The organism is Salinirubellus salinus (assembly GCF_025231485.1).
In the GTDB taxonomy this organism is placed as follows: Archaea; Halobacteriota; Halobacteria; order Halobacteriales; family Haloarculaceae; genus Salinirubellus; species Salinirubellus salinus.
In genome coordinates this window covers 2,434,009-2,460,457 of sequence record NZ_CP104003.1, presented here as the reverse complement: position 1 = coordinate 2,460,457, position 26,449 = coordinate 2,434,009, and the positions used below count along the sequence as shown (strand labels likewise).

Genomic DNA, 26,449 nt, shown 5'->3' with positions numbered 1-26,449 from the left:
ACAGGAGGCTTATGCCCGTCTCGCCGCCAGCGACGGGTATGGACCGACGTGCCCTCCTCCACGCGCTCGGTGCGGCGGGTGCGACCGGCCTCGCCGCGCTCGCTGGCTGTACCGACCGCTCCGGGAGCGGGTCGCCCACCCCCACGGCCCCGCCGAGCGACGCACCGACCGACCCACCGGGGTCGCCGACCGGCACTCCCCCCGGCGACGCCCCGAGCGGCGCGGCGGTCCGCTGGGCCGTCCCGCTCGGCGGACCGGCCCGGCACCCGCCGACCGTCGCCGACGGGACGCTCTACGCCGCGGGCGGCACCAACGCCCGGGGGACGCCCCCTCGCGACGACCCCGTCGGCCCGGACGAGAGCCAGTCGCTGTTCGCGCTCGACCCGGGCAACGGGAGCGAGCGCTGGCGCTACGAGTCGCCGGCTGCGATGCAGTCCGCACCGGTGGTCGTCGACGGCGCCCCCCACGTCGTCACGGGGTGGTCGAACGGCTACACCGGCGTCGACACCCGCGTCGTCCGGGTCGACGACGGCGACCGGGTCTGGACGACCGGGTCGCGCTCCCGGTTCCTCTCGATACTCGGGCACGCCGACGGCACCGTCTTCGTCGGCACCCACGACGACGCCATCGGCGTCTCGGGGGAGTCGCTGTTCGCCGTCGGCCCGGACGGGGACGACCGCTGGTCGCGCGACGCCGGCGACGCTCTCGACGGGACGGTCCACGACGGGACGCTCTACGTCGACTACGGCGACCAGCGGCTGGTCGCGTTCGACACCGCCGACGGCGCCGAGCGCTGGGCGACCGACCTCGGCACCCCCGGTCGGCTCGCGGTGTACGGCGACACACTCTACCTCGACCGGCAGACCGAGACCGAGGACGGCGATTACCCGCTGGTCGCGGTGGACGCCCGGACCGGCGAGGAGCGGTGGGCGTACGCCGCGGACGTCGACCGCTTCGTCGCCACCGGGGCCGTCGAAGCGGACGGGACCGTCTACGTCACCGAGTACGACGGCTCGCTGTTCGCGCTCGACCCGGCCGACGGGACGGAGCGCTGGCGCTACACGGCGGCCAGCGCGGCGCGCGAGGCCCCTCGCGTCCACGACGGGACGGTCTACCTCCCGGCCGGCGGGGAACTCCACGCCGTCGACGCGGCGACCGGCGAGGCCCGCTGGCGCGAGTCCGTCGCCGGCCACGTCTGGAGCGCCCTCCCGAGTGACGCGGGCGTGGTCGTCCGCGGGCGGACCGGCGGGGACCGGTCGACGCTCCGCGGTCTCGCGCCCGACGGTACCGAGCGGTGGGCACACACCTTCGCGACCCACCCGAGTCGCCCGGCCATCGACGGGCTCCGGGCGTACGTCGGCACGGAGTCGGGGTACGTCGTCGCGCTGGGCGCCTGACCCGTCGGCGTCGGTCGAGGCGCCGAACGACGGCGCATCGTACCACTTACGACCCGGCGTGACTCACCCCGAGCCATGACCGACACCGACGACGGGACGGCGGCGCTCGTGGCCGCGCTCCGCGACGCGGACGCCGTGCAGTTCGGCGAGTTCGAACTCTCCTCGGGGGGCACCTCCCAGTACTACGTCGACAAGTACCTGTTCGAGACGGACCCGACGTGTCTGCGGGCCATCGCGGAGGCGTTCGCCGAGCGCGTAGGTGACGCGAAACTCGCGGGCGTCGCGCTCGGTGCGGTGCCGCTCGTCGCCGCGACGAGCATGGTCGGCGGCAACGAGTACGTCATCGTCCGCAAGTCGGCCAAGGAGTACGGCACCGGCAACCGCATCGAGGGGCGGTTCGACGAGGGCGAGGAGGTCGTCGTCCTCGAGGACATCGCCACCACCGGCGGCTCCGCACTCTCGGCCGTCGAGGCACTCCGCGAGGCCGGTGCCGTCGTGAACCGCGTCCTCGTCGTCGTGGACCGCGAGGAGGGTGCCCGCGAGAACCTCGCGGCGGCCGACGTGGAACTCCAGTCGCTCGTCACCGCCTCGGACCTGCTGGCGGACGCGGACGTCGACCCGGACGCCTGAGCCGGTCCTATCCACGTTCGTGGTTGTTTCTCTCTGACCGAGCATCGGAATAGCCATTTGCGTGCAGGACGTGTCGCCGATATGAACAGATCGGAGAAGGCCGCCCTCCAGTTGCGCGCCGTCGCGGTGCTACGGACGCTGAAACGGACCCGGACCTACGACGAGCTCGCGGCCGAGACGGGTCTCGCCGCGAACGACCTGAACCGGTACGTCAACGGCCACGTGCTCCCCGGCGCCGACCGGGCGCGGGCGGTGGTCGACGGTGTCGGGCGTGACCTCCTCGTGTCGGAGCTCGAACGCCGCATCCGGACCGACAGCGAGGGGTACGTCGACAACACGGCCGTCGTGTCGGACCCGTCGCTGCTCGGGCTCGTCCCGCCCGTCGCCCGTGAGACCCTCGGGTTCGAACCGCCGGAGGTGGTCCTGACGGCCGCGACGGACGGCATCACGCTCGCCACCGAGATGGCGGGACAGTTCGGCGCGCGCGTCGCCTACGCGAAGAAGACCCGCGAGACCGCCGTCGAGGAGTTCTTCGAGGCCCGAGCGCGCCTCGACTCCGGCATCGAACTGGCCTACTACCTCCCGGCGAGCGCACTTGAGGCCGGGGACCGGGTCCTCGTCGTCGACGACCTCATCCGCTCGGGCGAGACGCAGGAACTCCTCCTCGACGTCGCGGGGCAGGCGGGCACCTCCGTCTGCGGCGTGTTCGCGCTCTTCGCCGCGGGCGAGGAGGGCCTTGACCGGGTCCGCGACCGGGTCGACGCCCCCGTCGGTGCGCTCGCCTCGGTCTGATTCTATCCACGAACGTGAATTCTGTCTCCGGTAGAAGAAGTAAATATTTAAACCGTAGCTGTCCGCTGTGCTCAGACGTGCAACATGGGGATCAGTGAGACAGTCGCCGACTACTTCGGCTTCGACGAACACGGCACCGACCTCCGGACCGAGATGCTGGCCGGCCTCACGACGTTCCTGACGATGAGCTACATCGTCGTCGTCAACCCGGCCATCCTCGCGAACGCCATCACCATCGAGGGTATCGGGCCGAACCGCATCTTCCAGATGATCGCCGTCGTCACGCTCATCTCGGCGGCCGTCGCCACGCTCGTGATGGCGCTGTACGCGAACCGACCGTTCGGACAGGCACCGGGACTCGGCCTCAACGCCTTCTTCGCGTTCACGGTCGTCCTCGGGCTGGGCATCCCGTGGCAGACGGCGCTCGCCGCCGTCGTCGTCGAGGGTATCGTCTTCATCGCGCTGACCGCCGTCGGGGCCCGCGAGGCCATCATCAGGCTGTTCCCCGAACCGGTCAAACTCGCCGTCGGAGCCGGTATCGGGCTGTTCCTCGCCATCATCGGGCTGATAGAGATGCGGGTCGTCGCCGGCGACCCGGCGACGTTCGTCGCGTTCAGTCCCGTCCTCACCGCCGACCCCATCGCGGTGCTGTCGGTCGTCGGCCTGTTCGTCACGCTGGCGCTCTACGCCCGCGGGGTGCGGGGGGCCATCGTCATCGGCGTCATCCTGACGTCCATCGCGGGCTACGCGGCGAGCGCACTCGGCTACTCGGGACAGGCGGCCGTCGAGGCGGCCCAGCAGTCCGGCGCCTCGCTGAAGGCGAGCGTCGTCCTCGCGCCCGACGCCCCCATCGTCTACGAGGCGTCGAGCTACGACGTCACGCCGCTCGCGGGCGCCTTCGTCGACGGCCTCTCCCGGGTCGAACCGTTCAGTTTCGCGCTCATCGTGTTCACGTTCTTCTTCGTCGACTTCTTCGACACCGCGGGGACCCTGACGGGCGTCTCGCAGGCCGCCGGCTTCCTCGACGAGGACGGCAACCTCCCCGACATGGACAAGCCGCTGATGGCCGACGCCGTCGGCACCACCGTGGGCGGGATGCTCGGAACCTCGACGGTCACGACGTACATCGAGTCCGCGACCGGCGTCGAGGAGGGTGGCCGAACCGGCATGACGGCGCTCGTCGTGGGGCTGCTGTTCCTCGCGTCGCTCGCCGTCGTCCCGCTGGCCGCGGCGGTCCCGACGTACGCCTCCCACCTCGTGCTGGTCGTCGTCGGCATCATCATGCTCTCGAACGTGGCCGAGATCGCGTGGGACGACCTCGCGTACGCCATCCCGGCCGCGCTCACCATCTTCATCATGCCGTTCACGTTCTCCATCGCGTACGGTATCGCCGCCGGCATCGTCTCGTACCCCGTCGTGAAGGCCGCGATGGGCCGGGCCGACGAGGTGTCCGCCGGGCAGTGGGTGCTCGCCGGCCTGTTCGTCGTCTACTTCTTCGTCCGGACCGGCGGCGTCCTCGCCGGCGTCGCCGGCTGAGCGGATTCGAATCGCTCGCTCTCGGTCGTCGTGACCGCTGCTCGCGTGTCGTCGCTCACTCCGTTCGCTTCCTCCCGCTCGCCACTTCGAGGAATCTCGCTCGCTTCGCTCGCTCGATTCCTCGCACTCGAAACCGATACAAGCCCACACCCCTCACACCGACCGTGCAACTGGACCTCGCTCGACTCGCCGACCACCGGCCGCTCGACATCGAACGCGAGGACGGCGACTGGGCGGCCGTCCTCGTCCCCGTCCTCGAGCGCTCGGAGCCGCACGTCCTGTTCACCGAGCGCTCGGCCGACCTCGAGGCCCACGCCGGCGAGATGGCGTTCCCCGGCGGCGGCTACGAGCCCTTCGACACCGACCTCGAGGCGACGGCGCTCCGCGAGGCCAACGAGGAGGTCGGCCTGCGCCCCGAGGAGGCCGAGGTACTGGCGCGACTGGACGACGTGCCCGGCCCGTACGGCCACGTCGTCCGGCCGTTCGTCGCCCGCGTCGCCGACCGGACCTACCACCCCGACGAGTACGAGGTGGTCGAGGTGGTCGCCCTGCCCGTCCGTGGGCTGACAGACCCGTCGAACTACTCGGTGGAGGAGCGGACCAACCCCGATGGTCGGACCGTCGGGCTCCCGTTCTTCCGCGTCGACGGCTGCGTCGTCTGGGGGCTGACGGGGTTCATCCTCGCCCGGTTCCTCTCCATCGTCACCGAGTGGGACCCTCCGGGCGGGATGCCGTACCACCCACTGATGGACGAGGAAGAGCAGTGGGGAGAGCGGGACTGAGCGCCCACGGCGGCAGCCGGCCGAACACCCCTTTCATATCGCTCTCGCGTGAACGTCGAGTATGACCGATGCAGTCGACGGGACGATGGACGGCCTCGAGGTGACCGCCTGCGAGCGCTGTCCGGAACTCTGTGCCTCGCGGAGCCGTATCGTGAACGGTGTGGGCGACGCGGACGCCGCCCTGCTGTTCGTCGGCGAGGCACCGGGCGAGCAGGAGGACCGCGAGGGTGAACCGTTCGTCGGCCGGTCGGGCGACGTGCTGACCGCGGCGCTCCGCGACCGTGGACTCGCCCGGCAGGACGTGCGCATCACGAACTGCGTGCGCTGTCGGCCGCCGGAGAACCGGGACCCGCACGTCGAGGAGCGGGAGAACTGCCGTGAGTACCTCGACCGGGAGGTGGAACTCGTCGACCCGGAACTGATCGTGACGCTGGGGAAGGTGCCCGGCGAGCACCTGCTCGGGCGGTCTCTCGCGGTGACGAAGGAGGCCGGCACCGTCCACGACGCCCGCGTCGGGGGGCGCTCGCGGCGCGTCCTCGTCTCGGTCCACCCGGCGGCGACGCTGTACGACCCGGGCCAGAAGGAGACGTTCGCGGCGGCGCTGGACGAAGCCGTCGCGCTCGCCGGGCTAGACGCGGACGATGGCGGTGGGGGGCAGTCGCGACTCGGCGAGTTCTGAGTCGGTCCCCGTTCACTCCCCGACGAGTTCGCGGACGGTGGTGGCGACCGTCCCGAACTGTTCCGGGTCGACCGTCTTGGCGAGGAAGTCGTCCACGCCGGCCTCCAGTGCCGCCCGTTCGAGTTGCTCGTCCCCCGTGAACAGGACGAACGGGAGGCGAACTGACCGCTCGCGCAGCCGGTCGAGGAACTGGAGTCCGTCGAGCCCCGGGAGGTCGTGGTCGCTGAGGACGCAGTCGACGGGGACCGGAGGCGCCCCCTCGAGGTGGTCGAGCGCACTCTCCGCGTCCGACGCGGTGTGGACGGCCAGCCCGTGGCGCCGCAGGTGGGCGGCGGTCACCGAGGCGAACGCCTGGTCGTCCTCGACGTGGAGGACGGTGTACCGCGGTCGCTGGCCCGAGGACGTGACCACGCTGGGGGAGTCCGCCACCTCGTAGTGGCCGTCGATCACCCGCCGGTCACCCCCCGACTCCCGGCCGTCGACGGTACACCCGGCTGACGGTGCCGGCGGGCCGTGACTCGCGGCGTGTCGCTGGGGGCGGCACCCCACCGGGGCTGTGGGGGGGCCGGGAGGCGAACGCCCTCGGAGCAGGGACTGTCGACCATGCGTGGTTCGATACGGTCTGAAAGATAATGAAATATATGCCGGTGATTACCGGTCCGACTCAGTCGTCGGGCTTGGTACACGTGCCACGGAGCAGTCCGTCGTCGAAGAGGCCGGTGAGGAGGTGCCGCTGGGCTGCCCTGAGGTGCTGACTGACCGTCTTCTGACTGATACCGAGGGCCTGCGCCACGTCACCCTGCGTGGCACCACGCGGCCGCTCGAAGTAGCCTCGCTCGTAGGCGAGTCGGAGCACCTCCCACTGCCGGGCCGTCGCCCGGTCACGGAGCCGCTGCTGGAGCTGCGGACCGGTGCGCAGGGGTGTGCTCGACGGGTCGTGCCTGACGGCGCCGAGCGCGAGCGACGGGTGCGCGTCGACCACGGCACCAGCCGTCGCCCGCGGGTCTCCGCCGGGCGGGACGAAGACGTCGAACGCCGCCCGTCCCGCTTCGGCGCTGGCCGTCCCGACGATTCCTCCCGCCTCGGACACCGTCCGGGAGACGGCGTCGGTCACGTGTACCTCGACGACGCACGTCTCCCGGTCGTGGCCACGGGCCGCCGCGTCGAGGACCCGGTCCGACTCGTGGAGCGACGCCACGGCCGTCTCGGACACCTCCGTGTCGGTACAGAGGAACTCGCGTGTCGGGCTCTCGCGTCCGGTCGCCGGGATGCGCGCGGCGACCGTCACTTCGCCCTCGATGGCCGCCGAGAGCCTGACCAGCGGGTACGCGTCGTCTTCGAGAGTGAACACGAGTTTCGTGGCGAGGGGCTCCGTGTCGCTCATGGGTACGAGGGGTGAGCAGCCGTGGGGTGCCGGCCGCGTCTCCACGCGTCGGGGCGGGACACGACAGGGGACAGCCGAGGGACAGCGGGGGTTCGTACCATCTAATCACCCGGTGAATATAAGTTGTGGGCCTCTAGATACTGGTGGGCGTCGGGCGCCCGCTGCCGGCGCTGGGCGAGTGTCGACGTCGAGGGGGGGCTGGTCGCCGCCGGCGAGCGCCAGCGGTGGCGCGCTTCGGTGGCCGCCCGGCCCGACGGCCGGTCCGTCGCCGTGGGTGCCACCCGGCCCCACGCCACGAGGACGTGGGGACACCACGGCCGGCCGGTCGTCGGGAGCCACGTCGCGCGTGCCTATCTCACCACCGGCGGTCATAACGGTCTGGCCACTACGTAGGGGTCCGGCCGCTCACTCCGCCGTCTCGCTGTCGCTGCCGTGGAGCAGGCCCTCGTCGAAGACCACCTGGAGGAGTCGGCGCTGGGCCGCCCGGAGGTGCTGGCTCACGGTCTCCTGGCTGATGCCCATCTCGGTCGCGACGCCGCTCTGTGTCGCCTCTCGCGGCCGCTCGAAGTAGCCCCCCTCGTAGGCGAGCCGGAGCGCCTCCCACTGGCGCTCGGTCAGCTCGTCCTCGAGGGAGTGCTGGAAGCTCCGGCGGGTGAGGAACGTCCGGGTGACCGGGTGGGTCACGATGGAGGTGAGGTCGAGCGAGGGGTGCTCCCGGTGGACGTGCTCGGCCACCGTCTCGGCGTCGGCGACCGGTGGGACGAGGACGGTGGCAGTCCCCTCACCGTCGGCCGCCCCGACGCGCCAGAGGAGTGCCCCCGCGTCGCCGACCGTCCGGGCGACGGAGTCGGTGACCGTCATCTCGACGAGCGACTCGTCGGCGCGGTGGTCGAGGAGCGCCACGGACTCCGTGCGCTCGCCGCCCCGGAGCACCTCGAGGGCCGAGTCCGGGTCTGCAGACGAGACGCAGACGAACCACGACGTCGGGCACGTGCCGGTCGTCGACTGGGTCCAGTCGAGGATGGTGACGGTGGCGTCGAGCTGCGTCGTGAGGGCGACCAGCGGGTAGCTGTCGTCGGTCGTGGTGAACGTGAGCTCCGTCACCGAGGGCCGGTCGCCAGTCGGGTGGGTGTCGTCCATGGTGTGAGGGCGTGCCGGACGGGGGGTCGCTCGCACCGGCGCGGGGTGTCGTTCGCTACCGACACGTTCCGCCGACGTAATCAAAAACCGACTACCTCTACAGACCGACCTGTCCGTCTCCCGTTGGGTGATTTCGTCGTCGGACGTTCCGGCACCGCCATAATATTCGGAAATATTACACGTCTCTCGCGCGACGCTCCGCCATCCCCGAATATCTCGACACATGTTACCATCCGACGGACTTAACTCCTCCGACGCTCCACTAGCGTCGGGCAGATGACGAGAAGACTCGAGTGTATCGTGGACGGCTGTGACGCCACCATCGAGGGCATCAGCGACGACGAGATACTGGCACAGGCGGAGCAACACGCGGCGAAGGAACACCCGGACCTCGACCTGGACGACGAGATGGTCGAGGAACTGAGATCACACATCGTGGCGGTCTGAGCGGAACGAGGCGGTGCGGTCGCGGTGCGGTACTGTCGTGGAGGCTGTGCGGCGGCGGTACGGACGGGCACACCCCCCCGGGACGAACGGAGTGCGCGCCGTTTTTGACTCCAAAGTTTCTCGCGAGTAGAGCGAGCGAACCCGAGCGAAAACGTTTGGTCGGCTACTGGAACCCGATCCGTCCGCTGCTCCGACTCCGCTGTTCCGGTGCGCCGCCACGGAACTCGTCCTCGATGTTCTCGTAGTAGTCGCGGATGTCGTCGGTGATGGTCGGCCGCACGGACTCGAGCGCCTTGCGGAAGTGACGCATCTCGACCTCCTCGGCGTCGTCGGACTCGCGGAGCGCCTCGATGGCGGCCTCGCGGGCGATGGACTCGAGGTCCGAACCGACGTAGCCGCCGGTGATCTCCGCGAGTTCACGCAGGCTCACGTCCGGGGCGAGCGGTGAGTTCTGCGTGTGGATGCGGAGGATCTGCTCGCGGCCCTCCAGTTCCGGTTCGCCGATGTAGACCAGCCGGTCGAACCGCCCCGAGCGGATGAGGGCGGGGTCGATCATGTCCGGCCGGTTCGTGGCGCCGATGACCATCACGTCCTCCATCTCCTCGAGGCCGTCCAGTTCCGTGAGGAGCTGGTTGACGACGCGCTCGGAGACGTTCGAGCCCATGTCGCCGCCGCGGCCGGGCGCGAGCGAGTCGAGCTCGTCGAAGAAGATGACCGTCGGGGCCACCTGTCGTGCCTTGCGGAAGGTCTGGCGGATGGCCTTCTCGGACTCACCCACCCACTTCGAGAGCAGCTGCGGGCCACGCACCGAGATGAAGTTCGCGTTCGTCTCGTTGGCGACCGCTTTGGCCATCAGCGTCTTGCCCGTGCCGGGCGGGCCGTACAGCAACACGCCCGACGGCGGGGTGACGCCCATCCGCTCGAACTTCTCGGGGGAGTTCATCGGCCACTCGACCGACTCCTTGACCTGTCCCTTCGCGTCGTCGAGGCCGCCGACGTCGTCCCAGCTGATCTTCGGGAGCTCGACGAGCACCTCGCGCATGGCGCTGGGGCTGACCTCCGAGAGTGCGCCGCGGAAGTCCTCGCGCTTGATGATCATCCGGTCGATGAGGCTCGGCGGGATGTCCTCCTCGTCCAGGTCTATCTCCGGGAGGTAGCGCCGGAGCGCCTTCATCGCGGCCTCCTTGGTCAGGCTCTCGATGTCGGCGCCGACGAAGCCGTGGGTCTCGTCGGCGAGGTGTTCGAGCGAGACGTCGTCGCTGAGCGGCATCCCGCGCGTGTGGATCTGGAGGATCTCGTTGCGACCCACCTCGTCCGGGACGCCGATCTCGATCTCGCGGTCGAACCGGCCCGGCCGGCGCAGGGCGGGGTCGACGCTGTCGACCCGGTTCGTCGCGGCGATGACGATGACCTGTCCACGCGACTCCAGCCCGTCCATCATCGTCAGGAGCTGGGCGACGACGCGGCGTTCGACCTCCCCGGTCACGTCCTCGCGCTTCGGGGCGATGGAGTCCAGTTCGTCGATGAAGATGATGGCGGGTGACTCCTCGCTGGCGTCCTCGAATATCTCGCGGAGCTGTTGCTCCGATTCGCCGTAGTACTTGGAGATGATCTCCGGGCCCGCGATGGAGAAGAAACTCGCGGACGTCTCGTTGGCGACGGCCTTCGCCAGCAGGGTCTTCCCGGTGCCGGGCGGGCCGTGCAGGAGGACCCCCTGTGGCGGCTCGATGCCGAGTTTCTTGAAGATCTGCGGGTGCTTCATCGGGAGTTCGACCATCTCCCGGACCCGCTGGATCTCGTTCTGCAGGCCGCCGATGTCCTCGTACGTGATGCCACCGCCGGTCTTCTCGAAGCCGGAGATGGGCTCCTCGCGGAGTTCCACCTCTGTGTCCTCGGTCACGAGGACGACCCCCTCGGGCTCGGTCTCGACGGCGATGAGCGGGATGGCCTGTCCCGGCGAGCGCATGAACGGGTGGTTCGTCGAGGACATCACGGGGACGATGTCGCGCTCGACGACCGGCCGTTTCAGTATCTGGCGCTTGACCATGCCGGCCGCGTCGGAGCCGAACTGGACGCTCGCCTCCTCGGGCGGCGCGAGGACGAGTTTCTCGGCCTTCGTCGCCTCGGCCTTGCGGATGGTGACGCGCTCGCCGATGCCGACGTCGGCGTTCTGTCGGGTGAACCCGTCGATGCGGACCGTGTCGGTGTTCCAGTCCTGCCGGTCGGCCCGCCACACCTTCGCGGCGGTCCGGTCCGCACCTTCGATCTCGATGATGTCACCCGGACTCAACTTCAGGTGTAACAGCGTGTCCGGATCGAGGCGGGCGATGCCGCGTCCCGAGTCGTTCGGGTACGCCTTCGCCACCTCCAGTTGAACCTCGTTCATGGTGTGTGGATGTATCGAAAGACGGCCCGCGGTGGGGATATGTCTTCCGTTCACACGGACGCCGTGCGTCGGACGAGTGACAACTGTGCGACATCGTGACACGGGGACGGCGGGTGGCGGTTTCGACCGTCTCCAGCGCTTCTTCGGCCGTCTCCACCCCCGCCGCACGTGTCGACGGGCCAGCACTCCGGGGGCCCCGAGCACGCTCGACCCGAGACGGCACGCCGCGACGGTCGGTGGTCGAACGGGTGCCGGCCCTCGCCGGGGTGCGACCGCCGGCGGCGAGCCGAACCGTTTTCTCCCCGCCCCGCCGCCCTCTGGGCATGAAGACGCTCGCGTTCGACGGCCGGATGGGTGCCGCCGGAGACATGATACTGGCCGCCCTGCTCGCGGCCGGCGCCGACCCCGACGCCCTCGCGCCCGTGGAGGAGAGCGAGACGCTCTCGGTCCGCTACGCGATCGGCGAGACAGAGAAGAACGGCATCCTCGCGACCACCGTGGACGTGCTGCTGGAGGGTGAGGAGGGACACTCGCACGACCACTCACACGACCACTCACACGACCACTCGCACGACGACCACGACCATCACCCGGACCACGCCGAGGGTCACGGCCCGCACCGTTCGTACCGCGAGGTCCTCGACATCGTCGAGGCGATGGACCTCCCCGAGTCCGTCGAGGCCGACGCGACGGCCGTCTTCCGCATCCTCGGCGAGGCCGAGAGCGAGGTCCACGGCACCGACCTCGAGGCGACCCACTTCCACGAGGTGGGTGCCGACGACGCCATCGCGGACGTGGTCGGGGCGGCGCTCCTGTTCGAGGACCTCGGACTCGACCGCGTCGTCACCACGCCGGTCTCGGCCGGCGACGGCGAGGTGGCGATGAGCCACGGGACCTACCCGATCCCCGCGCCCGCCGTCGTCAACGTCGCCGCTCGCGCCTCGTGGGACCTGCAGGGCGGCCCCGTCGAGGCCGAACTCCTCACCCCGACGGGGGCGGCCATCCTCGCGCACTTCGCCGAGGGCGTCGAGACGCTCCCTCCGCTTCGGGTGGAGCGGGCCGGCTACGGCGCCGGCGGGTGGGAGTTCCCGGACCGCCCCAACGTGCTACGAGCCACCGTCGGCGAGAGCGAGGGGTCGCTCACGACGGAGGACATCCGGGTGCTGGAGACGAACCTCGACGACGCGACGCCCGAGACACTCGGGGCCCTGCAGGAGACCCTGACGGCCGCCGGTGCCCGGGACGTCTCGGTGCTCCCGGCGACGATGAAGAAGTCCCGACCGGGCCACCTCGTGAAGGTCATCGTCCGGCCCGAGGACGTCGAACGCGTCGCCCGCCGACTCGCGGAGGAGACGGGGACGCTCGGGGTACGTGACTCGGGCGCGCGCCACCGCTGGGTCGCCGAGCGACGCTACGAGACGGTCGAACTGGAGGTCGAGGGCGAGGGGTACGAGGTGACGGTGAAGGTGGCGAGCGACGCCGACGGTGAGGTGTACGACGTGAGCGCCGAACACGACGACGCACTCGAGGTGGCGCAGGAGACGGGACTGGCGGTCCGCGAGGTCAGGCGGCGCGCAGAGGCGGCGGCCCGCGAGGGCGGGGCGCTCGAGGAGTCACTGCTCCACGTCGTCGACGCGGAGGACTGGGAGGCCCGCCGGACGAACGGGGAGTACCGGCCGCCGTCGCTCGACGCGCAGGGATTCGTCCACCTCTCGCCGGCCGACGCCGTGCTCGCCGTCGCCCAGTACAACCACGCCGGGGACGCGGAGCCGCTGCTGGTGGTCGTCGACCGGACGTGCCTCGGGGACGTCCGGTACGAGGAGGGCGACGGGCGGGCCTTCCCGCACCTCTACGGGCCGCTCCCGGTCGACGCGGTCACCGACGTGCTCGCGTTCCCCCGCGAGGAGGGTCGGTTCGTCCTGCCGACCGAACTGCGGGACTAGGTCCCTCCGCTGTCGACTCCCCGGGAGCACGGGCCAGCCACGAACACCCGTATCGGCTCCACGAGGTCCTCGCCCACCTCCTCCTGCAGGTAGTGACCCGCGTCGGGGAACGTGCGCGTCTCCGCGTCCCGGAAGAACGTCTCCCAGACCGGGAGCTGTGCGCCGAACGCCGGGTCCTCCAGCCCCCACAGGAGGAGCGCCGGGTGGTCCTCCAGCCCCTCGATGCGGTCCCAGAGCCCCTCCAGCCACGGCGTCTCCTCGACGATGGCGCGGGGGAACACCCACGTCCCCTCGCGCTTCCCGGCCGGGAGCGCCCGTCGATACTGCTCGTGGATGGCCGGCGTCAGTTTCGAGCGGTCGCCGTACGCGGCGGGCATCACCACCTCGACGAAGGCGTTGAACCGCTCGCAGAGCACCCGCCCGAGCGGCCCGCCGGCCCCCCACGAGAAGGTGCGGTACCACCACTCCTCGTCGACGGGCCACGCCCATGTGTTCACGACGACGAGGCCGGCGACGTTCTCCGGGTGATCGGCCGCGTACGAGAGCCCGATGGGGCCGCCCCAGTCCTGGACGACGAGGACGACGTCCGTCAGCCCGAGCTCCTCGACGAACGTCTCGAACACGTCGGCGTGTGCCGACGGCCGGTAGGAGAACCCCTCGGGGTGCTCCGAGAGGCCGAAGCCGAGGTAGTCCATCGCCACGCAGCGGTACTCGTCACGGAGCCCGCGGATCAGGTGGCGGTAGCAGAACGACCACGTCGGGTTCCCGTGGAAGAAGACGAGCGTCGGGCCGTCCGTGTCCTCCTCGCGAACCGCCCCCGACCCCTCGTCGACGTAGTGGACCGCGCCCTGCGGGAGCGCCACGCAGCGCGACTCGAACGGGTAGGCCACCCTGTCGACCCAGTCGGTGTCGCCGTGGACACCGTCGGGAACCGTCGTCTCGCTCACGCCGGGTCGCTCGGTGCTCGACATGCCGGCCGGTACGACGCCGGTGGACAAAACGGCTTCTCGCCCCGTCAGTTCGGACGATATCGCTCGCTACTCCTCCCGGTGTTCCACCATCGCCTCCTCCAGCGACAGCTCCCCGAGCGCCACCCGACGGGCCAGCGCGGCGTCGAGTTCGCGGTTCTCCGCCGACCGTTCGCGCGACCGGTTCTTGACGACCTGTATCTCCCCCTCGGTCGGTTCCACGTCCCGCGAGTCGACGGGGTCGCCCTCCAGCCGTGCGATGTTGACCGCGGCGAGGATGTCCCCGACGCCGGTCCCACGGGCACCCTGCCCGAGGTAGGGCGTGGACCCGGTCTCGTCGACCAGTTCGACCCGCACGTCGTCGAGGGCGTCGACGATACGGGCGCCGTAGAGGCGCGCGCCGTCGCCAACGCGCACGACCGGGTCGACGGCCCCGTCCAGTTCCTCGCGGACCGTCTCGACGGTGTCTGCCAGCGGGACGCGGAACGCGGCGACGACGGTGTCACCGGAGAGGACGGCGATGCCGGGTCGCTCGCCGGGGTCGATACCGACGACGGTCCGGCCACCGTCACCCCGCAGGAGTGCGAGCGCCTCCTCGACGGCGTGGCGTGGTTCGTCGGGCGTGGCGCGGACCACCGGCACGCCCGTCTCGGGCGCCTCGTCGGCCGGGCCGAGGACGACCACGGTGGTCCGTTCGGGGAGTGGGTCCCCGGGTTCGACGGTGGTGAACGTGACCCCGCGGTCGCGCAACTCGCCCACGGCGTCGTGGTACACCTCGAAGTCGGCGGTGGCGACGACGATCACTACCTCGGCGTTCGCGGGATGGGGCTTAAGCCCGCCGCCGGCCGGGACGACGACCGGTCGGAACCGGACCGCGCTGTGCGGGCGTTTTTATACCGGCACGGCGAACTTCCGGGCGTGAGCGAACCCGTACCGACGGGCTGTTCGACCGTCGACGACCTGCTGGGGGGTGGCTTCGAGCGCGGCGCCGTCACGCAGGTGTACGGCCCGCCGGCGGCGGGCAAGACGAACCTCGCCGTCGCCGCGGCCGTCGAGGTGGCCGCCAGCGGCGGCACCGCGCTCGTCGTCGACACGGAGGGGCTCTCGGTCGACCGGCTCGAGCAGCTCGCCCGGGCCCGGACCGCGCGCGGTGACGACCTGACCGTCGACGACGTCGCCTCGCGCATCATCATCACCGACGCGCTCGATTTCGCCGAACAGGAGGAAGCCGTCCGCGACGCCGCGGAGTTCGCCCCGAGCGTCGACCTGGTCGTGCTGGACAGCGCCACCGGGTTCTACCGGCTCGAACGTGACGGCGACGACGGCGGGAGCGCCCTCCGGTCGGTCACTCGGCAGGTGACCCACCTGCTCTCGCTGGCCCGCCAGCACGACCTCGCGGTGGTCATCACGAACCAGGTGTTCTCGGACCCCGACAGCGACTCCGAGCGCGTGCGACCGCTCGGGGGCCACACCCTGACCCACTGGTCGGCCGCCGTCGTCCGACTGGAGCGGTTCCGCGGTGGCAATCGCCGGGCGACGCTGGAGAAACACCGCTCGCTCCCGGCGGGCGGTACGGCGCGCTTCGAACTCTCGGACGACGGCGTCGTCGGCGTCGAGGACCCGGTCTGAGAGACGCAAGGGTGCAGCTGGGATCCGACCCGACAGGCTACAGTTCGCCGAGCTTCCGCAGGAGCTGTCCCTCGTACTCCTCGTCGGCCTGCACACCCTTCAGCTCGATGACGTTGCGCTCGAGCTTGTCGAGCGCGACGCGGAACGCCGACTCGGCGCCGTAGCCCTCGCCGGTGCCGGCGACCTGTCCGACGCTGGTCCGGAGACGGATCTGACAGTAGACCAGCGGGGTACCGCGGAGCTTCTCCTTGTGCTCGTTGAACCGGACGTGGGCGTGCTGGACCTGCATCTCGCCGTACTTGTCGGTGGTCTCCTCGATGCTCGTGACCACCTCCTCGCGCCCGAGCGTGTCCAGCAGCTCGATGTTCGTTATCTGGACGTCCATGTGCTCCTCCTCGGTGTACGTGAGCGCGCGGAGCACGTCGGTCTTGGTGAGGATGCCCGCGATCTCCTCGTCTTCGTCCTCGACGACGAGGCCGGCGTAGTCGCTCTCCAGCATCCGCTCGACGGCATCGCGGACCGTCGCGCTGGCCGCGATGGTCTGGACGGGGCTGTTCATGATGTCGTAGACGGGAATGTCGAGCATCCGCTCGGAGTCGCCCGCACGGTCCCCGGTGGTGGTGCGCCCCTCGTTGCGGACGGCGAACTCCACGATGTCGTGGGTGGTGAGCATCCCCGAGAGCAGCCCGTCCTCGTCGAGGACGGGCAGGCGGGAGATGCCGTTCTCGCGTAGGAGGTTGATGGCGCGGCCGACCCGGTCGTCCTCGCGGAGGGTGACGACCTCGTCGGTCGCGATCTGGTCGACGCTGAGCACGTCCAGGTTCTCGAGGACGGCCTCGAGGATGGCGTCCTGCGTGACGATGCCCCAGAGCTTGTTCGCCTCGAAGACGGGGGCGACCTTCACGCCCCCCTCGACGAGCACCCGCGCCACCTCGCGGACGTCGGCGGTTCGCTCCACCCGCGGTGCGTTCTTCATCATCACGCTGGCCTTCGTGTCGTCCTCGACGTGCGAGGAGAGCAGCTGGCGCTCGGTGATGACGCCCGCGTACGCCCCATCGTCGAGCACGAGGATGCCCTTCGGGTTCTCGCGCTCGAACAGCGAGCGGACCTTCGCCAGACGGGTGTCGGCGTCTACCTCGACAGAGTCACGAACTGCGATATCGGCGATATCCATAACAATCCCGTCGGTGGTTCGCCGCCTGTGGTTATCAAGGTTGGTTCGTCGCCCGGAGACCGGGAACCAACGCGAGGCGTCGCCCACCTCGTGGGCGGGTTCCCGTCCGAGGTCTCTTCGACCGGCCGCTCAGGCCGGCTCCACGTAGCCGTCGACCACGTCCTGCTCCTCCAGCGGGTGCTCCTCGTGGACGTGCCGGAGACGGACCGCCCCCTCGCCCTCCGTGTTGAACTTCTCGACGAGCGCCTCCGCGTCCGCGGCGGAGTCGAACCGGACCCGCTCACCAACCGACTCGCGGTACTCGGCCACCCGCGGATTCGTCTCGATGGCGGACTCGGTGATCTGGACGACGTAGGCCATACCGGAGGATGGCCGACGGTGGACAAAAACATCTCGCCGAGGCGGGCCTGCTGGCGTCGGGTCGCCGTTCGCCCGTCGCTCAGGCGCCGCCGGTCTCCGACCCGGTCGCCGGCCCCGTCTCGGTCGGCGCCGCCTTCCAGTAGCCACGGCCGATGACGACCATCGTCCCGCCCGTCACCAGCAGGTTCGCGCCGAACAGGACGCCGATGGCCCACGCCGCGCTGCTGGGGAGGCCGAGCCAGACCAGGAGGGCGACGAGCAGCGAGAACGCACCGCTCACGACGGTCAACACCCAGTTCCGCTCGCCCCGGTTGATCAACCCCAGCGCGAGGAGGACGACACCCTCCAGCAGGAAGTAGGCGACGAGCAGGATGGTGAGCGTCGTCAGCGTGAGGACGGGGTTCGCCAGCGCGAGTATCCCGAAGACCGCGTAGACGAGCGCGAGCAGGAGCTGGCCGGCTCGCGAGCGCCAGCCAGTGACCGTGAACGCGCTCGCCACGTGGCCGAGTCCGCCGACGACCAGCGCTGCGCCGACGATGATCGAGATGGTCACTCCCGAGACCAGGGGGAAGACGAGCGCGAGCAGTCCCACGATCGCGATGACGACCCCAGCGCCGACGAGCACGTTCGCCTGGTCCCGTGTGACCGGCTGCAGGCCACCGACGTTCGTTCCGGCCGAGGTATCTGTACTCATGGGTTCGACACGCACGGAGGTGTGGCAAGCGTTTAACGTGTTTTCAGCCTCCACGAGAGCGTCCCTCGGAACTGATAGTACCCGTCCACGGAGTGCTCCGGCGGGTCCGGCCGAGGCGTTCGGCGTTGCTACGGGTCGACGACTCCCTGCCACCGAGGACCACGGCGAGGAACGTGACGGAGTGGGCCGGTCGGGTCGGGCGATACCACCAGCGCCGGTGTGTCACCGGGGTGACCTGCCGCTCCGTCTGTGCCGTCGGAACGAGCGGCGTATAGACGCCAGGCTGGGCACCTGAGAACGGGTGAGTGAGTGGGTTCGGGCGGATTTGAACCGCCGGCCTCCTCCATGTCAAGGAGGTGTCATAACCAGTCTAGACCACGAACCCTGACGATACGATTGTACCGCGGAGAGACGTTTGAACGTTTCGGAACGGGCGGCCGAATGCGGGATGTGGGCGCCTCTCATCACACGCTCACAAAAACTCCCGGTGAGAGACGTGTGGTGGCCGTCCTATCCCGGGGAACGACCTCTGGAGTACAAAATTAGCCGTCGATTCCCTGAGTGAGGCCGAAGAGTTAACCTGAGTATCTTCGGTCACATGTTCGGCGCACAGTTGTCGCGGGCGGCGGTGACGTGTCTCACGCTCGTGCTGGTGACCTCGCTCGTCGCGGGGCCGGTCGGTGCGACCCTGGGTGACGACGGAAGGACAGATTTCGGTGACGGCGACTCGCCTGTCTCGGTGGACGACGGCGGCGTGACGCTCGGCGGTGACGGGGGCGTGAGTCTGGAGCCCGACGGCGTGAGCGTCGGGGACGAGGATATCGACCTCGGCGACGACAGTGCCCTGCCGGTCGGCACCGAGGAGGTCCTCGGGCCGGTCCCCTTCGAGAGTCTCCTGGCCGACCCCAGGGACCTCCCGGTCGGGTCGGAGAGTACCGTCGACTGTGCGTTCCCCGTCCGTGGCGACGACGTGCCGCTCGAGGCCGTTCCCGGTCCGGGTCAGCTGCCGGTCCAGCCGAACGTCACCGGTGTGCCGACCCGGTCAGCGAGAAGAGCCTCGACCCCGACCGCCTGCAGGAGGGCGAACTAGAGTGTGAGGCCAGCCCCGAGGGGCTGCTCCAGCCCCCGCTCGGTCCCGAGGAGATCGCCGACACCATCCAGGACCCGCCGATAAGCGACGAACCGACTATCGACATCGGCGAGATTCCCGTCCCCATCAGCGACATCATCAACCTCTGACCGGGCGCCTCTCGACCTCGTCCCCGTTCTCGTTGCGGCTGACGGAGCGCCACGCCTCACCCGCTCGAGCGGATACTGCCCGCCTCGCCCGGACCGCTCGGGCGATATAAAATACCGGTCAAAATCGGGGAATGAAACAAGCGAGAGTCCGGGCTCGTCCCGGTTGTCGTATGCAGACACTCGACACACGAACCGTACTGCTCGCGCTCCTCGCGCTGGCAGTCCTCGCCAGTACCGCCATCACACCCGCCGCGGCCCAGCCCTCGACGTCCGAAGACGTCGACGTGGACGTCGTCGTGGCGGGATCCGACGAGGGCGTCACGGTGACGCTCGTCGCGAACGACCGGAGGGAGACGATCACCGTGCCGCCGAGTGATCTGCCGGCGCTGCCGACCGCGCAGGCCGCTTGGGAGTCCGTCGACGTGGACGTCGTCGTGGAGGGCTCCGAGGACGGTGTCACGGTCACCGTCTCGGCGAACGACCGGGAGGAGAGCATCACGCTCCCGCCCGAGGACGCCCCGACCCCGCCCGTGACGCAGGCCGACCAGGCCGTCGACGTCTCGGTGGAGGGTGACACGAGCGGCGTCACCGTGACCGTCGCCGCTGCCGGCGAGGAGCGTCGCGTCACGCTGCCACCGGAGTAGGCCCCCACCCCGCCGACGGTCCCCGCGACGCTCGGCGAGACGCTGGACCTGGGTGCGGACGTGGAGGGTGACACCGGCGGGCTGACCGTCACCGTCACGGCAAACGGACAGGAGGAGACCCTCACGCTGCCGCCGGCGGACGCCCCCGCACCCGAGGTGCCGGGACTCCCCGGTCTCGGACGCTGACCCCCGCGTAGCGCGACGGTCGCTCGACCTCGCCCCCGGTTCTCGCTGGCCGTTCCCTCCCTCGCATGTCGAACTTCCACCTCACCACTACACTCCATCACACTCGTCACACACGCGCGCACGAGGTGAGTCGACTCCCCATCGGTCGCGGGAGACCACGACTGCCCGACGTGTGGCGGCTCTGACCCCCCACAGTCGACAGGGCACCGGTACGCGAGCGACCCCCGGACCTCGTGTGCTCGTATAAACTACAGGACATAGCGCACAGAATCCTGATACACCCGAAGCAGGATGTACGCTCCAGTGATGGGAGCAAAGCGTAGCACCAGACAGGTCCTGACGGCGCTTCTCGCGGTCGTGGTCCTGACGAGTACCTTCGTCGCGCCCGTCCACGCGGCGGACGACGACGATGGGATCACCATCGACGAGGACGGCATCGATATCGGTGGTGACGACGGCACCGGAATCACCGTCGGCGACGAGGAGAACGGTACCGACACCGACGTCTCGGTGAGCGCCGGCGAAGACGGCGTCGACATCTCGACGAGCAGCGAGACGAGCCTGAACGACGGTGGTGACCTCGGCGGGTCGCTCTCGCTCGACTGTGACGTGAGCACGAGCGACCCCGACCCCACCGACGACTGTGATTCGAACCTGGTCCCCGAGGGCGGCGATGATGGACTCCCGTCCGCCGACGCACCCGGCACGGAGATCTCGGAAGACGACCTCCCGACGGAGGACCTCTCCGGCGAGGGCGACCTGCCCGGTGAAGATGACCTCCCCGGTGAGGGCGACCTGCCCGGTGAAGGTGACCTCCCCGTCTTCCCGTCCCCCGACGACGAGGGTGACCCGATGGACACCGGTGCGGTGCCGGTGCTGGAGACGCTGGGGCCGGTGCTGGAGCAGGCGCCGACGGACGACCTCTCGCGGGAGTTCGACGACGAGGACCTGCCGGCCGGCACCGAGGAGGTCCTCGGGCCGGTCCCCTTCGAGTCGGTGCCGGTGGGGCCACAGGACGCACCGGTCGGTTCGGAGAGTACCGTCGACTGTGCGTTCCCCGTCCGTGGCGACGACGTGCCGCTCGAGGCCGTTCCCGGTCCCAGTGACCTCCCCTTCCAGCCACCGGCGCTCCCCGGTGTGCCGACGAGCCTGCTGACCCCCGAGGCGGTCGGCGGCATCGTGCTCGGGGCTCCGCCGGACGGGTGTGAGGCTTACGACCCGGACGACCCGTCGGTCGACCCGACGGACCCGCCGCGGGCGCTGGAGTTCGACCGGCGGAACTTCGCCGCCGAGGCGAGCGGCGAGAAGGTGGTGTGGGTCGACGAGTACGACCTCGAGACCGAGCAGGGTCAGGACGGGCAGTTGTTCTGGGCGTTCCTGCTCTCCGAGGAGAAGGTGGTCGCGACGGAGGACCTCACGGTCTCGGACGGTCGGACCGACGACTACCTCGGCCTCGAGAGTTCCGCGGTGGCCGACCGGAACCTCTCCGAGGGCGGCCGTGCGAGCACGGTCGTCTACCTGTTCGGGAGCGGTCTCGGTGGGGACCTCGTCTGTGACGGCACGGAGTGTCAGGCTAGCCCGGTCGGACTCCTCGATCCCGGCGTCCCGGCCGTCCCGACGGGTGGGAGCGGCGGCGTCCCGTGTGAGGCACCCGTCGGCGAGGCGGTGCCCGGGGTCCCGAGCCCCCCCGAGCAGGTCCCGGACCTACCGGAGGCCGCTCCGGACTCGCTCCCGAGCCCGAACTACTGCGTCCTGTTCAACCCGAACAACCCGCCGGTCGACCCGGAGAACCCGCCGAGCGACCCCTACCAGGAGCGGCGGACGTACGTCGACACGCTCGGGCCGAACGGGGGCTACACCGTCGGTGAGGACGAGGCTGGCTTCGAGAACGGGCCGTCGGCCAACCGGTTCTACGGCTACGGCTTCGACGAGGAGCAGGTCGTCTACAGCGACGAGGTGACCATCGACACCGGCGAGCGCGAGTACGTCGTCGACACGAGCAACGTCTGGTCGCGCAACACGAGCTCGCTCGAGGGTAGCTCGGGCGTGATGGTCACGATGCAGAACGGGTCGACGTCCATCCCGACCGGGGGCGAGGTCGTCTGCGACGGCGAGAAGTGTGAGTTCGTCGTGACCGGAGACATGGGTGCGACCGACGACCTCCCGCCCGTCTACGTCGACGACGAGGACGGCACCGGTGCCGTGGCCCGCAACATCGACAGCGCGTCCGAGGCCGTCGGCGACGCCGCCTCGGGCGCCCCGACGGACGAGATCATCGGCGGCCTCCCCGACCCGACGAACCCCGGTGAACTCGTCGACGCGCTGCTCGGTGCCTGAGTCCGGCTCCGTCTGCTCCCTCCTGCTCTCCTCTCCCTTCGCCCGTTCACCACCTCGCACAGCGACACCACCCGTGCGATACGTTCAAGTGAGTGTACGTCTTTGCACATCACAAGACAACATCGTACATCAGTGCCTATGATACAGGAGTACATCGGACGTGTGACGGAGGGGGGCGACCTCTCGCAGGCGGAGGCCCGCGAGGCAGCCACCTTCGTCTTCGAGGAGGCGACGGAGGCACAGATCGGCGCGCTGTTGACGGGACTACGCGCGAAGGGGGAGACCGAGGCCGAGATCGCCGGGCTCGCCGAAGGGATGCGTGGGGCCGCCCGGACCATCGCGCCCGACCGGACACCGCTGGTCGACACCTGCGGCACCGGCGGCGACGACTACGATACGATCAACGTCTCTACCACGTCGGCCATCGTCGTCAGCGGGGCGGGCGTCCCGGTGGCGAAACACGGCAACTACTCCGTCTCCTCGTCGTCGGGGAGTGCGGACGTGCTCGAGGTCGCCGGCGTGAACGTGGAGGCCGAACCGCCCGCCGTCGAGCGGGCCATCGAGCGCGACGGCATCGGCTTCATGCTCGCGCCGGTGTTCCACCCGGCGATGAAGGCCGTCATCGGCCCGCGCCGGGAACTCGGGATGCGGACGGTGTTCAACGTGCTCGGACCGCTGACGAACCCGGCCGGGGCGGGCGCACAGGTCGTGGGCGTCTACGACCCCGACCTCGTCCCCGTCCTCGCACGGGCGCTGGCCCGGATGGACGTGGACCACGCGCTCGTCGTCCACGGCTCCGGGATGGACGAGATCGCTCTCCACGGCGAGACCGCCGTCGCCGAGGTCGAAGGTGAGACGATCTCGGAGTACACGCTCACGCCCGCCGACCTCGGCCTCGACGCCGCGCCGGTCGAGGCCATCGCCGGCGGCACGCCCGAGGAGAACGCCGCGGACCTGCGCGGTATCGTCTCGGGCGACGTGACGGGGGCGAAACGCGACGTCGTCCTCGCGAACGCCGGGGCGGCCATCTACGCCGCCGGCGGAGCCGACTCGCTCGAGGCCGGCGTCGAGGCCGCCCGCGAGGCCATCGCGTCGGGCGCGGCCAGCGAGAAACTCGAGCAGTTGCGGGCGGGCGCATGACTCGTGTCAAGGTGTGTGGGGTCACCCGCGAGGCCGACCTTCGGGCGGTCGCCGACGCGGGTGCGGACGCCGTCGGACTGATATCGGGTGTCTCGGTGGACACCCCGCGGGAGGTGAGTCCCGAGCGGGCCGCCAGCCTCGCCGCCGCCGCGCCGCCGTTCCTCACCAGTGTCCTCGTGACGATGCCGGAGAGGGCGAGCGACACCGTCGCGCTGGCCGAACGCGTCGGCGTCGACGCGGTGCAGGTCCACGGCGTCGACCCGGAGACGGCCGTCGAGCTGCGGAGCCACGTCCGGACGCTCGTGGTCGCCACCGACGCCGACCGCGCCCCCGCCTACGAGGGGTGTGCCGACGGCCTGCTGGTCGACAGCGTCGACGAGTCCGGGGCCGGCGGCACCGGCGAGACACACGACTGGGCGCGGACCCGCGAACTCGTCGACTCGCTCGAGACGCCCGTCGTCCTGGCCGGCGGGCTGACGCCCGAGAACGTCGGGGAAGCGGTCGAGACGGTCGGCCCGTACGGCGTCGACGTGGCCTCCGGCACCGAGGCGAGCGGCGGCGTGAAGGACCACGACAGGGTCCGGGCGTTCGTCCGGAACACGCGGCGTGGGGCCGAGGTGGCGCTGTGAGCGCGCCGCTCGACACCCCCCGCGAGGCGGTCCGCGAGTACGCGGCCGACGGCCCGGCCGTCGTCCGCGTCGCCGCCGAACTCGACGTGGACGTCGAACCGCTCGCGGCGTACGCAGCACTCACCGGCCGCACGAGTGGGGGGCGTGGCTCCGAGTCGGGCGACTACGACTTCCTCCTCGAGTCGGCCGAGAAGGTGGCCTCCTCGGACCCCGACGGGGCGTTCACGCCCGGCGGCGCGGACCGGCACGCCCGGTTCTCGTTCGTGGGGTACGACCCGGCCGCGGTCCTCACAGTCGGTCCCGAGTCGGGCGTCGAGGTGTTCGACGACCGGTACACCGGCCTGTTCGACGGTGCGTTCGACGCCGAGGGCGACTGTCTCGACGCGCTCCGGGCGGCGCTGCCGGACCTGCCGCGACGGAACTTCCCCGCGGGCGACCGGCAGACGCTCGACGGTGGTCTCGTCGGCTTCCTCGCGTACGACGCCGTCTACGACCTCTGGCTCTCGGAGGTCGGGATGGAGCGCCCGGACTCGCGGTTCCCGGACGCGCAGTTCGTCCTCTCGACAAAGACGCTCGCGTTCGACGACGAGGCAGACACCGTCTCGCTCGTGTTCACGCCCGTCGTCCACGGCCGCGAGGACGCCGACGCCCTGTACGACGACCTCGTGGCCGAGGCCGAGCGCGTCGAGGCGCTGCTCGCCGACGCCACCGACCCCGAGACCGGTGGGTTCGTCCGCACTGCCGAGACGGCCGGCCCCCGCGAGGAGTACGAGGACGCCGTCCGACGGGCGAAAGAGCACGTCCTCGACGGCGACATCTACCAGGGGGTCATCTCCCGGACCCGCGAACTGCGCGGCGAGGTGGACCCGCTCGGGTTCTACCGCGCGCTCCGCGAGGTCAACCCGTCGCCGTACATGTACCTGCTCGGCCACGGCGACCTGACCGTCGTCGGCGCCTCGCCCGAGACGCTCGTCTCCGTGCGTGGGCGCGAGGTGGTCGCCAACCCCATCGCCGGCACCTGTCCGCGTGGCTCCTCACCAGTCGAGGACCGCCGTCTCGCGGGCGAGATGCTCGCCGACGGGAAGGAGCGGGCAGAGCACACGATGCTGGTGGACCTCGCACGGAACGACGTGCGCCGCGTCTCGGAACCGGGCAGCGTGCGCGTCGACGAGTTCATGAACGTCCTGAAGTACAGCCACGTCCAGCACATCGAGTCCACCGTGACGGGTCGACTCGCGGCCGACGCGGACGCGTTCGACGCGACCCGGGCGGCGTTCCCGGCCGGTACCCTCTCGGGTGCGCCGAAGATACGGGCGATGGAGATCATCGACGACCTCGAACTGACCCCGCGTGGCCTGTACGGCGGCGGTGTGGGCTACTACTCGTGGACCGGAGACGCGGACTTCGCCATCGTCATCCGGACCGCGACGGTGGAGGACGAACGAGACACCGCCGGCGACCAGCGCGTCACCGTCCAGGCCGGTGCCGGCATCGTCGCCGACTCCGACCCGGCCAGCGAGTACGAGGAGACCGAACAGAAGATGGGTGGGGTGCTGGCGGCGCTCGAACGAATCGAGACGACCGACCCGACGGCCGCCGAGGACCCCGCCGCCGGCCCGGAGGTGTCCCGATGAGCGTCGCCGACACGGACACGAAACGCGTGCTGTTCGTCGACAACTTCGACTCGTTCACCTACAACCTCGTGGAGTACGTCTCGGAGCACGGTGCCGAGACGGAGGTCCTGCGCAACACCGCCTCGCTCGACGACGTGCGGGCGTACGACCCCGACGCCATCGTGGTCTCGCCGGGGCCGGGCCACCCGAAGAACGACCGGGACGTGGGCGTGACGATGGCCGTCTTGCGCGAGCTCTCGCCCGAGGTCCCGACGCTCGGGGTCTGTCTCGGCCTCGAAGCGGCCGTCTACGAGTACGGCGGGACCGTCGGCCGCGCCCCGCGGCCGGTCCACGGGAAGGCGTTCCCTGTCGACCACGACGGGATGGGCGTCTTCCAGGGACTCGAACAGGGGTTCACGGCTGGGCGCTACCACTCGCTGGTCGCCACCGAGGTCCCGGACTGCTTCGAGGTCTCGGCGACCACGGAGGACTCGGGTGAGTCCATCGTGATGGGCGTGCGCCACCGCGAGCACCCCATCGAGTGCGTGCAGTTCCACCCAGAGAGCGTGCTGACGGGGCGGGGGCACGACGTCGTCGAGAACTTCCTCGAGATGGTGTGACGGGGCGCTGCTGGAGTGCCAGACTACGAAGGATTTGGCGAGGGCGTGCTGAGTAGAGAGCGCATCTCGGTCACGTAGTCTTCACCGGCTGGATCTCATC

The 26,449-nt window shown here is 70.3% G+C and carries 26 protein-coding genes, 1 tRNA gene and 1 pseudogene; 18 read left to right on the top strand and 10 right to left on the bottom strand.

Going from position 1 to position 26,449, the window contains the following annotated elements; translation table 11 throughout:
* Window positions 1–38 precede the first annotated feature (38 nt).
* The 6 genes from N0B31_RS13150 (at window position 39) to N0B31_RS13125 (ending at window position 5,816) form a co-directional block, all read left to right on the top strand.
* Window positions 39–1,397, top strand: coding sequence for an outer membrane protein assembly factor BamB family protein (locus N0B31_RS13150; protein ID WP_260592085.1), 1,359 nt, complete (start codon window positions 39–41; stop codon window positions 1,395–1,397).
* Window positions 1,398–1,472: 75 nt separating this feature from the next.
* Window positions 1,473–2,027, top strand: coding sequence for an orotate phosphoribosyltransferase (gene pyrE / locus N0B31_RS13145; RefSeq protein WP_260592084.1), 555 nt, complete (start codon window positions 1,473–1,475; stop codon window positions 2,025–2,027).
* An 81-nt stretch (window positions 2,028–2,108) separates the two neighbouring features.
* A complete protein-coding gene (locus N0B31_RS13140; protein WP_260592083.1) occupies window positions 2,109–2,819 on the top strand; it encodes a phosphoribosyltransferase family protein in 711 nt (236 codons plus the stop codon).
* An 84-nt stretch (window positions 2,820–2,903) separates the two neighbouring features.
* Window positions 2,904–4,355, top strand: a complete 1,452-nt coding sequence (locus N0B31_RS13135) for an NCS2 family permease (protein ID WP_260592082.1) — start codon at window positions 2,904–2,906, stop codon at window positions 4,353–4,355.
* A 164-nt stretch (window positions 4,356–4,519) separates the two neighbouring features.
* A complete protein-coding gene (locus tag N0B31_RS13130; protein WP_368389185.1) occupies window positions 4,520–5,137 on the top strand; it encodes an NUDIX hydrolase in 618 nt (205 codons plus the stop codon).
* A gap of 61 nt (window positions 5,138–5,198) precedes the next feature.
* A complete protein-coding gene (locus tag N0B31_RS13125) occupies window positions 5,199–5,816 on the top strand; it encodes a uracil-DNA glycosylase (protein WP_368389184.1) in 618 nt (205 codons plus the stop codon).
* Window positions 5,817–5,828: 12 nt separating this feature from the next.
* On the opposite strand, the gene N0B31_RS13120 is transcribed toward N0B31_RS13125, so the two are convergent.
* The 3 genes from N0B31_RS13120 to N0B31_RS13110 all read right to left on the bottom strand — a co-directional run bounded on the left by N0B31_RS13120 (window position 5,829) and on the right by N0B31_RS13110 (window position 8,340).
* Window positions 5,829–6,266: a response regulator gene (locus tag N0B31_RS13120; RefSeq protein WP_260592081.1), complete on the bottom strand. Its 438-nt coding sequence runs from the start codon at window positions 6,264–6,266 to the stop codon at window positions 5,829–5,831.
* 214 nt (window positions 6,267–6,480) lie between these two features.
* Window positions 6,481–7,200, bottom strand: a complete 720-nt coding sequence (locus tag N0B31_RS13115; protein WP_260592080.1) for a helix-turn-helix domain-containing protein — start codon at window positions 7,198–7,200, stop codon at window positions 6,481–6,483.
* 405 nt (window positions 7,201–7,605) lie between these two features.
* Window positions 7,606–8,340, bottom strand: coding sequence for a helix-turn-helix domain-containing protein (locus N0B31_RS13110; protein ID WP_260592079.1), 735 nt, complete (start codon window positions 8,338–8,340; stop codon window positions 7,606–7,608).
* A gap of 276 nt (window positions 8,341–8,616) precedes the next feature.
* On the opposite strand from N0B31_RS13110, the gene N0B31_RS13105 reads away from it, so the two are divergent.
* Window positions 8,617–8,787, top strand: coding sequence for a DUF1059 domain-containing protein (locus N0B31_RS13105; RefSeq protein ID WP_260592078.1), 171 nt, complete (start codon window positions 8,617–8,619; stop codon window positions 8,785–8,787).
* Between the two features lie 163 nt (window positions 8,788–8,950).
* Here N0B31_RS13105 and N0B31_RS13100 read toward each other — a convergent pair whose 3' ends face one another.
* The gene (locus N0B31_RS13100; protein WP_260592077.1) at window positions 8,951–11,173 is read right to left on the bottom strand and encodes a CDC48 family AAA ATPase; all 2,223 of its coding nucleotides are present in this window, start codon (window positions 11,171–11,173) and stop codon (window positions 8,951–8,953) included.
* Between the two features lie 323 nt (window positions 11,174–11,496).
* Here N0B31_RS13100 and larC point away from each other — a divergent pair.
* Together larC and N0B31_RS13090 are read left to right on the top strand one after the other, a co-directional pair.
* Window positions 11,497–12,774 (top strand): annotated as a pseudogene (gene larC, locus N0B31_RS13095) (nickel pincer cofactor biosynthesis protein LarC); the annotation flags it as partial.
* A 15-nt stretch (window positions 12,775–12,789) separates the two neighbouring features.
* Complete coding sequence (locus N0B31_RS13090; protein WP_260643984.1) at window positions 12,790–13,116, top strand: DUF952 domain-containing protein; 327 nt, start codon at window positions 12,790–12,792, stop codon at window positions 13,114–13,116.
* Here the strand turns inward: N0B31_RS13090 and N0B31_RS13085 are convergent.
* Both N0B31_RS13085 and N0B31_RS13080 read right to left on the bottom strand, forming a co-directional pair.
* The gene (locus N0B31_RS13085; RefSeq protein ID WP_260592076.1) at window positions 13,113–14,087 is read right to left on the bottom strand and encodes an alpha/beta fold hydrolase; all 975 of its coding nucleotides are present in this window, start codon (window positions 14,085–14,087) and stop codon (window positions 13,113–13,115) included. The genes N0B31_RS13090 and N0B31_RS13085 overlap by 4 nt on opposite strands.
* A 66-nt stretch (window positions 14,088–14,153) precedes the next feature.
* Window positions 14,154–14,888 carry a dihydrofolate reductase family protein gene (locus N0B31_RS13080; protein ID WP_260592075.1) on the bottom strand — a complete coding sequence of 245 codons (735 nt, stop codon included), beginning with the start codon at window positions 14,886–14,888 and terminating at the stop codon, window positions 14,154–14,156.
* Between the two features lie 114 nt (window positions 14,889–15,002).
* Here N0B31_RS13080 and radB point away from each other — a divergent pair, with 114 nt between their 5' ends.
* A complete protein-coding gene (radB, locus tag N0B31_RS13075; RefSeq protein ID WP_260592074.1) occupies window positions 15,003–15,713 on the top strand; it encodes a DNA repair and recombination protein RadB in 711 nt (236 codons plus the stop codon).
* Window positions 15,714–15,750: 37 nt separating this feature from the next.
* Here radB and N0B31_RS13070 read toward each other — a convergent pair whose 3' ends face one another.
* The 4 genes from N0B31_RS13070 to N0B31_RS13055 form a co-directional block, all read right to left on the bottom strand.
* Window positions 15,751–16,887 carry a CBS domain-containing protein gene (locus tag N0B31_RS13070; RefSeq protein ID WP_260592073.1) on the bottom strand — a complete coding sequence of 379 codons (1,137 nt, stop codon included), beginning with the start codon at window positions 16,885–16,887 and terminating at the stop codon, window positions 15,751–15,753.
* 129 nt (window positions 16,888–17,016) lie between these two features.
* Window positions 17,017–17,247, bottom strand: a complete 231-nt coding sequence (locus N0B31_RS13065; RefSeq protein ID WP_260592072.1) for a DUF8081 domain-containing protein — start codon at window positions 17,245–17,247, stop codon at window positions 17,017–17,019.
* Between the two features lie 79 nt (window positions 17,248–17,326).
* Window positions 17,327–17,941, bottom strand: coding sequence for an HdeD family acid-resistance protein (locus N0B31_RS13060; RefSeq protein WP_260592071.1), 615 nt, complete (start codon window positions 17,939–17,941; stop codon window positions 17,327–17,329).
* A gap of 310 nt (window positions 17,942–18,251) precedes the next feature.
* Window positions 18,252–18,326, bottom strand: a tRNA-Val gene (locus tag N0B31_RS13055).
* Window positions 18,327–18,539: 213 nt separating this feature from the next.
* Between N0B31_RS13055 and N0B31_RS13050 the strand changes: the two genes are divergently transcribed.
* The 8 genes from N0B31_RS13050 (at window position 18,540) to trpG (ending at window position 26,349) form a co-directional block, all read left to right on the top strand.
* Entirely contained in the window at window positions 18,540–19,031 is a 492-nt protein-coding gene (locus N0B31_RS13050; RefSeq protein WP_260592070.1) for a hypothetical protein, read from the top strand.
* Window positions 19,032–19,350: 319 nt separating this feature from the next.
* Window positions 19,351–19,824 carry a hypothetical protein gene (locus tag N0B31_RS13045; RefSeq protein ID WP_260592069.1) on the top strand — a complete coding sequence of 158 codons (474 nt, stop codon included), beginning with the start codon at window positions 19,351–19,353 and terminating at the stop codon, window positions 19,822–19,824.
* A 60-nt stretch (window positions 19,825–19,884) separates the two neighbouring features.
* Entirely contained in the window at window positions 19,885–20,010 is a 126-nt protein-coding gene (locus N0B31_RS13040; RefSeq protein ID WP_260592068.1) for a hypothetical protein, read from the top strand.
* 306 nt (window positions 20,011–20,316) lie between these two features.
* Window positions 20,317–22,347 (top strand): hypothetical protein, encoded by a 2,031-nt coding sequence (locus tag N0B31_RS13035; RefSeq protein WP_260592067.1) that lies wholly within the window; start codon window positions 20,317–20,319, stop codon window positions 22,345–22,347.
* A 141-nt stretch (window positions 22,348–22,488) separates the two neighbouring features.
* Window positions 22,489–23,487 (top strand): anthranilate phosphoribosyltransferase, encoded by a 999-nt coding sequence (trpD, locus tag N0B31_RS13030; RefSeq protein WP_260643983.1) that lies wholly within the window; start codon window positions 22,489–22,491, stop codon window positions 23,485–23,487.
* Window positions 23,484–24,116, top strand: a complete 633-nt coding sequence (locus N0B31_RS13025; protein ID WP_260592066.1) for a phosphoribosylanthranilate isomerase — start codon at window positions 23,484–23,486, stop codon at window positions 24,114–24,116. Before trpD ends, N0B31_RS13025 begins: the two co-directional genes overlap by 4 nt.
* Window positions 24,113–25,750, top strand: coding sequence for an anthranilate synthase component I (trpE, locus tag N0B31_RS13020; RefSeq protein ID WP_260592065.1), 1,638 nt, complete (start codon window positions 24,113–24,115; stop codon window positions 25,748–25,750). The genes N0B31_RS13025 and trpE overlap by 4 nt, the downstream gene beginning before the upstream one ends.
* Window positions 25,747–26,349: an anthranilate synthase component II gene (trpG, locus tag N0B31_RS13015; RefSeq protein WP_260592064.1), complete on the top strand. Its 603-nt coding sequence runs from the start codon at window positions 25,747–25,749 to the stop codon at window positions 26,347–26,349. Before trpE ends, trpG begins: the two co-directional genes overlap by 4 nt.
* Window positions 26,350–26,449 lie beyond the last annotated feature (100 nt).

What these genes read in the sequence shown, in the direction of transcription:
- N0B31_RS13150 (WP_260592085.1), top strand. Translation starts at nt 39, where the DNA reads ATGGACCGACGTGCCCTCCTCCACGCGCTCGGTGCGGCGGGTGCGACC.
- pyrE (WP_260592084.1), top strand. Translation starts at nt 1,473, where the DNA reads ATGACCGACACCGACGACGGGACGGCGGCGCTCGTGGCCGCGCTCCGC.
- N0B31_RS13140 (WP_260592083.1), top strand. Translation starts at nt 2,109, where the DNA reads ATGAACAGATCGGAGAAGGCCGCCCTCCAGTTGCGCGCCGTCGCGGTG.
- N0B31_RS13135 (WP_260592082.1), top strand. Translation starts at nt 2,904, where the DNA reads ATGGGGATCAGTGAGACAGTCGCCGACTACTTCGGCTTCGACGAACAC.
- N0B31_RS13125 (WP_368389184.1), top strand. Translation starts at nt 5,199, where the DNA reads ATGACCGATGCAGTCGACGGGACGATGGACGGCCTCGAGGTGACCGCC.
- N0B31_RS13115 (WP_260592080.1), bottom strand. Translation starts at nt 7,200, where the DNA reads ATGAGCGACACGGAGCCCCTCGCCACGAAACTCGTGTTCACTCTCGAA.
- N0B31_RS13110 (WP_260592079.1), bottom strand. Translation starts at nt 8,340, where the DNA reads ATGGACGACACCCACCCGACTGGCGACCGGCCCTCGGTGACGGAGCTC.
- N0B31_RS13105 (WP_260592078.1), top strand. Translation starts at nt 8,617, where the DNA reads ATGACGAGAAGACTCGAGTGTATCGTGGACGGCTGTGACGCCACCATC.
- N0B31_RS13100 (WP_260592077.1), bottom strand. Translation starts at nt 11,173, where the DNA reads ATGAACGAGGTTCAACTGGAGGTGGCGAAGGCGTACCCGAACGACTCG.
- N0B31_RS13085 (WP_260592076.1), bottom strand. Translation starts at nt 14,087, where the DNA reads ATGTCGAGCACCGAGCGACCCGGCGTGAGCGAGACGACGGTTCCCGAC.
- N0B31_RS13070 (WP_260592073.1), bottom strand. Translation starts at nt 16,887, where the DNA reads ATGGATATCGCCGATATCGCAGTTCGTGACTCTGTCGAGGTAGACGCC.
- N0B31_RS13065 (WP_260592072.1), bottom strand. Translation starts at nt 17,247, where the DNA reads ATGGCCTACGTCGTCCAGATCACCGAGTCCGCCATCGAGACGAATCCG.
- N0B31_RS13060 (WP_260592071.1), bottom strand. Translation starts at nt 17,941, where the DNA reads ATGAGTACAGATACCTCGGCCGGAACGAACGTCGGTGGCCTGCAGCCG.
- N0B31_RS13050 (WP_260592070.1), top strand. Translation starts at nt 18,540, where the DNA reads ATGTTCGGCGCACAGTTGTCGCGGGCGGCGGTGACGTGTCTCACGCTC.
- N0B31_RS13045 (WP_260592069.1), top strand. Translation starts at nt 19,351, where the DNA reads ATGCAGACACTCGACACACGAACCGTACTGCTCGCGCTCCTCGCGCTG.
- N0B31_RS13035 (WP_260592067.1), top strand. Translation starts at nt 20,317, where the DNA reads ATGGGAGCAAAGCGTAGCACCAGACAGGTCCTGACGGCGCTTCTCGCG.
- N0B31_RS13025 (WP_260592066.1), top strand. Translation starts at nt 23,484, where the DNA reads ATGACTCGTGTCAAGGTGTGTGGGGTCACCCGCGAGGCCGACCTTCGG.
- trpG (WP_260592064.1), top strand. Translation starts at nt 25,747, where the DNA reads ATGAGCGTCGCCGACACGGACACGAAACGCGTGCTGTTCGTCGACAAC.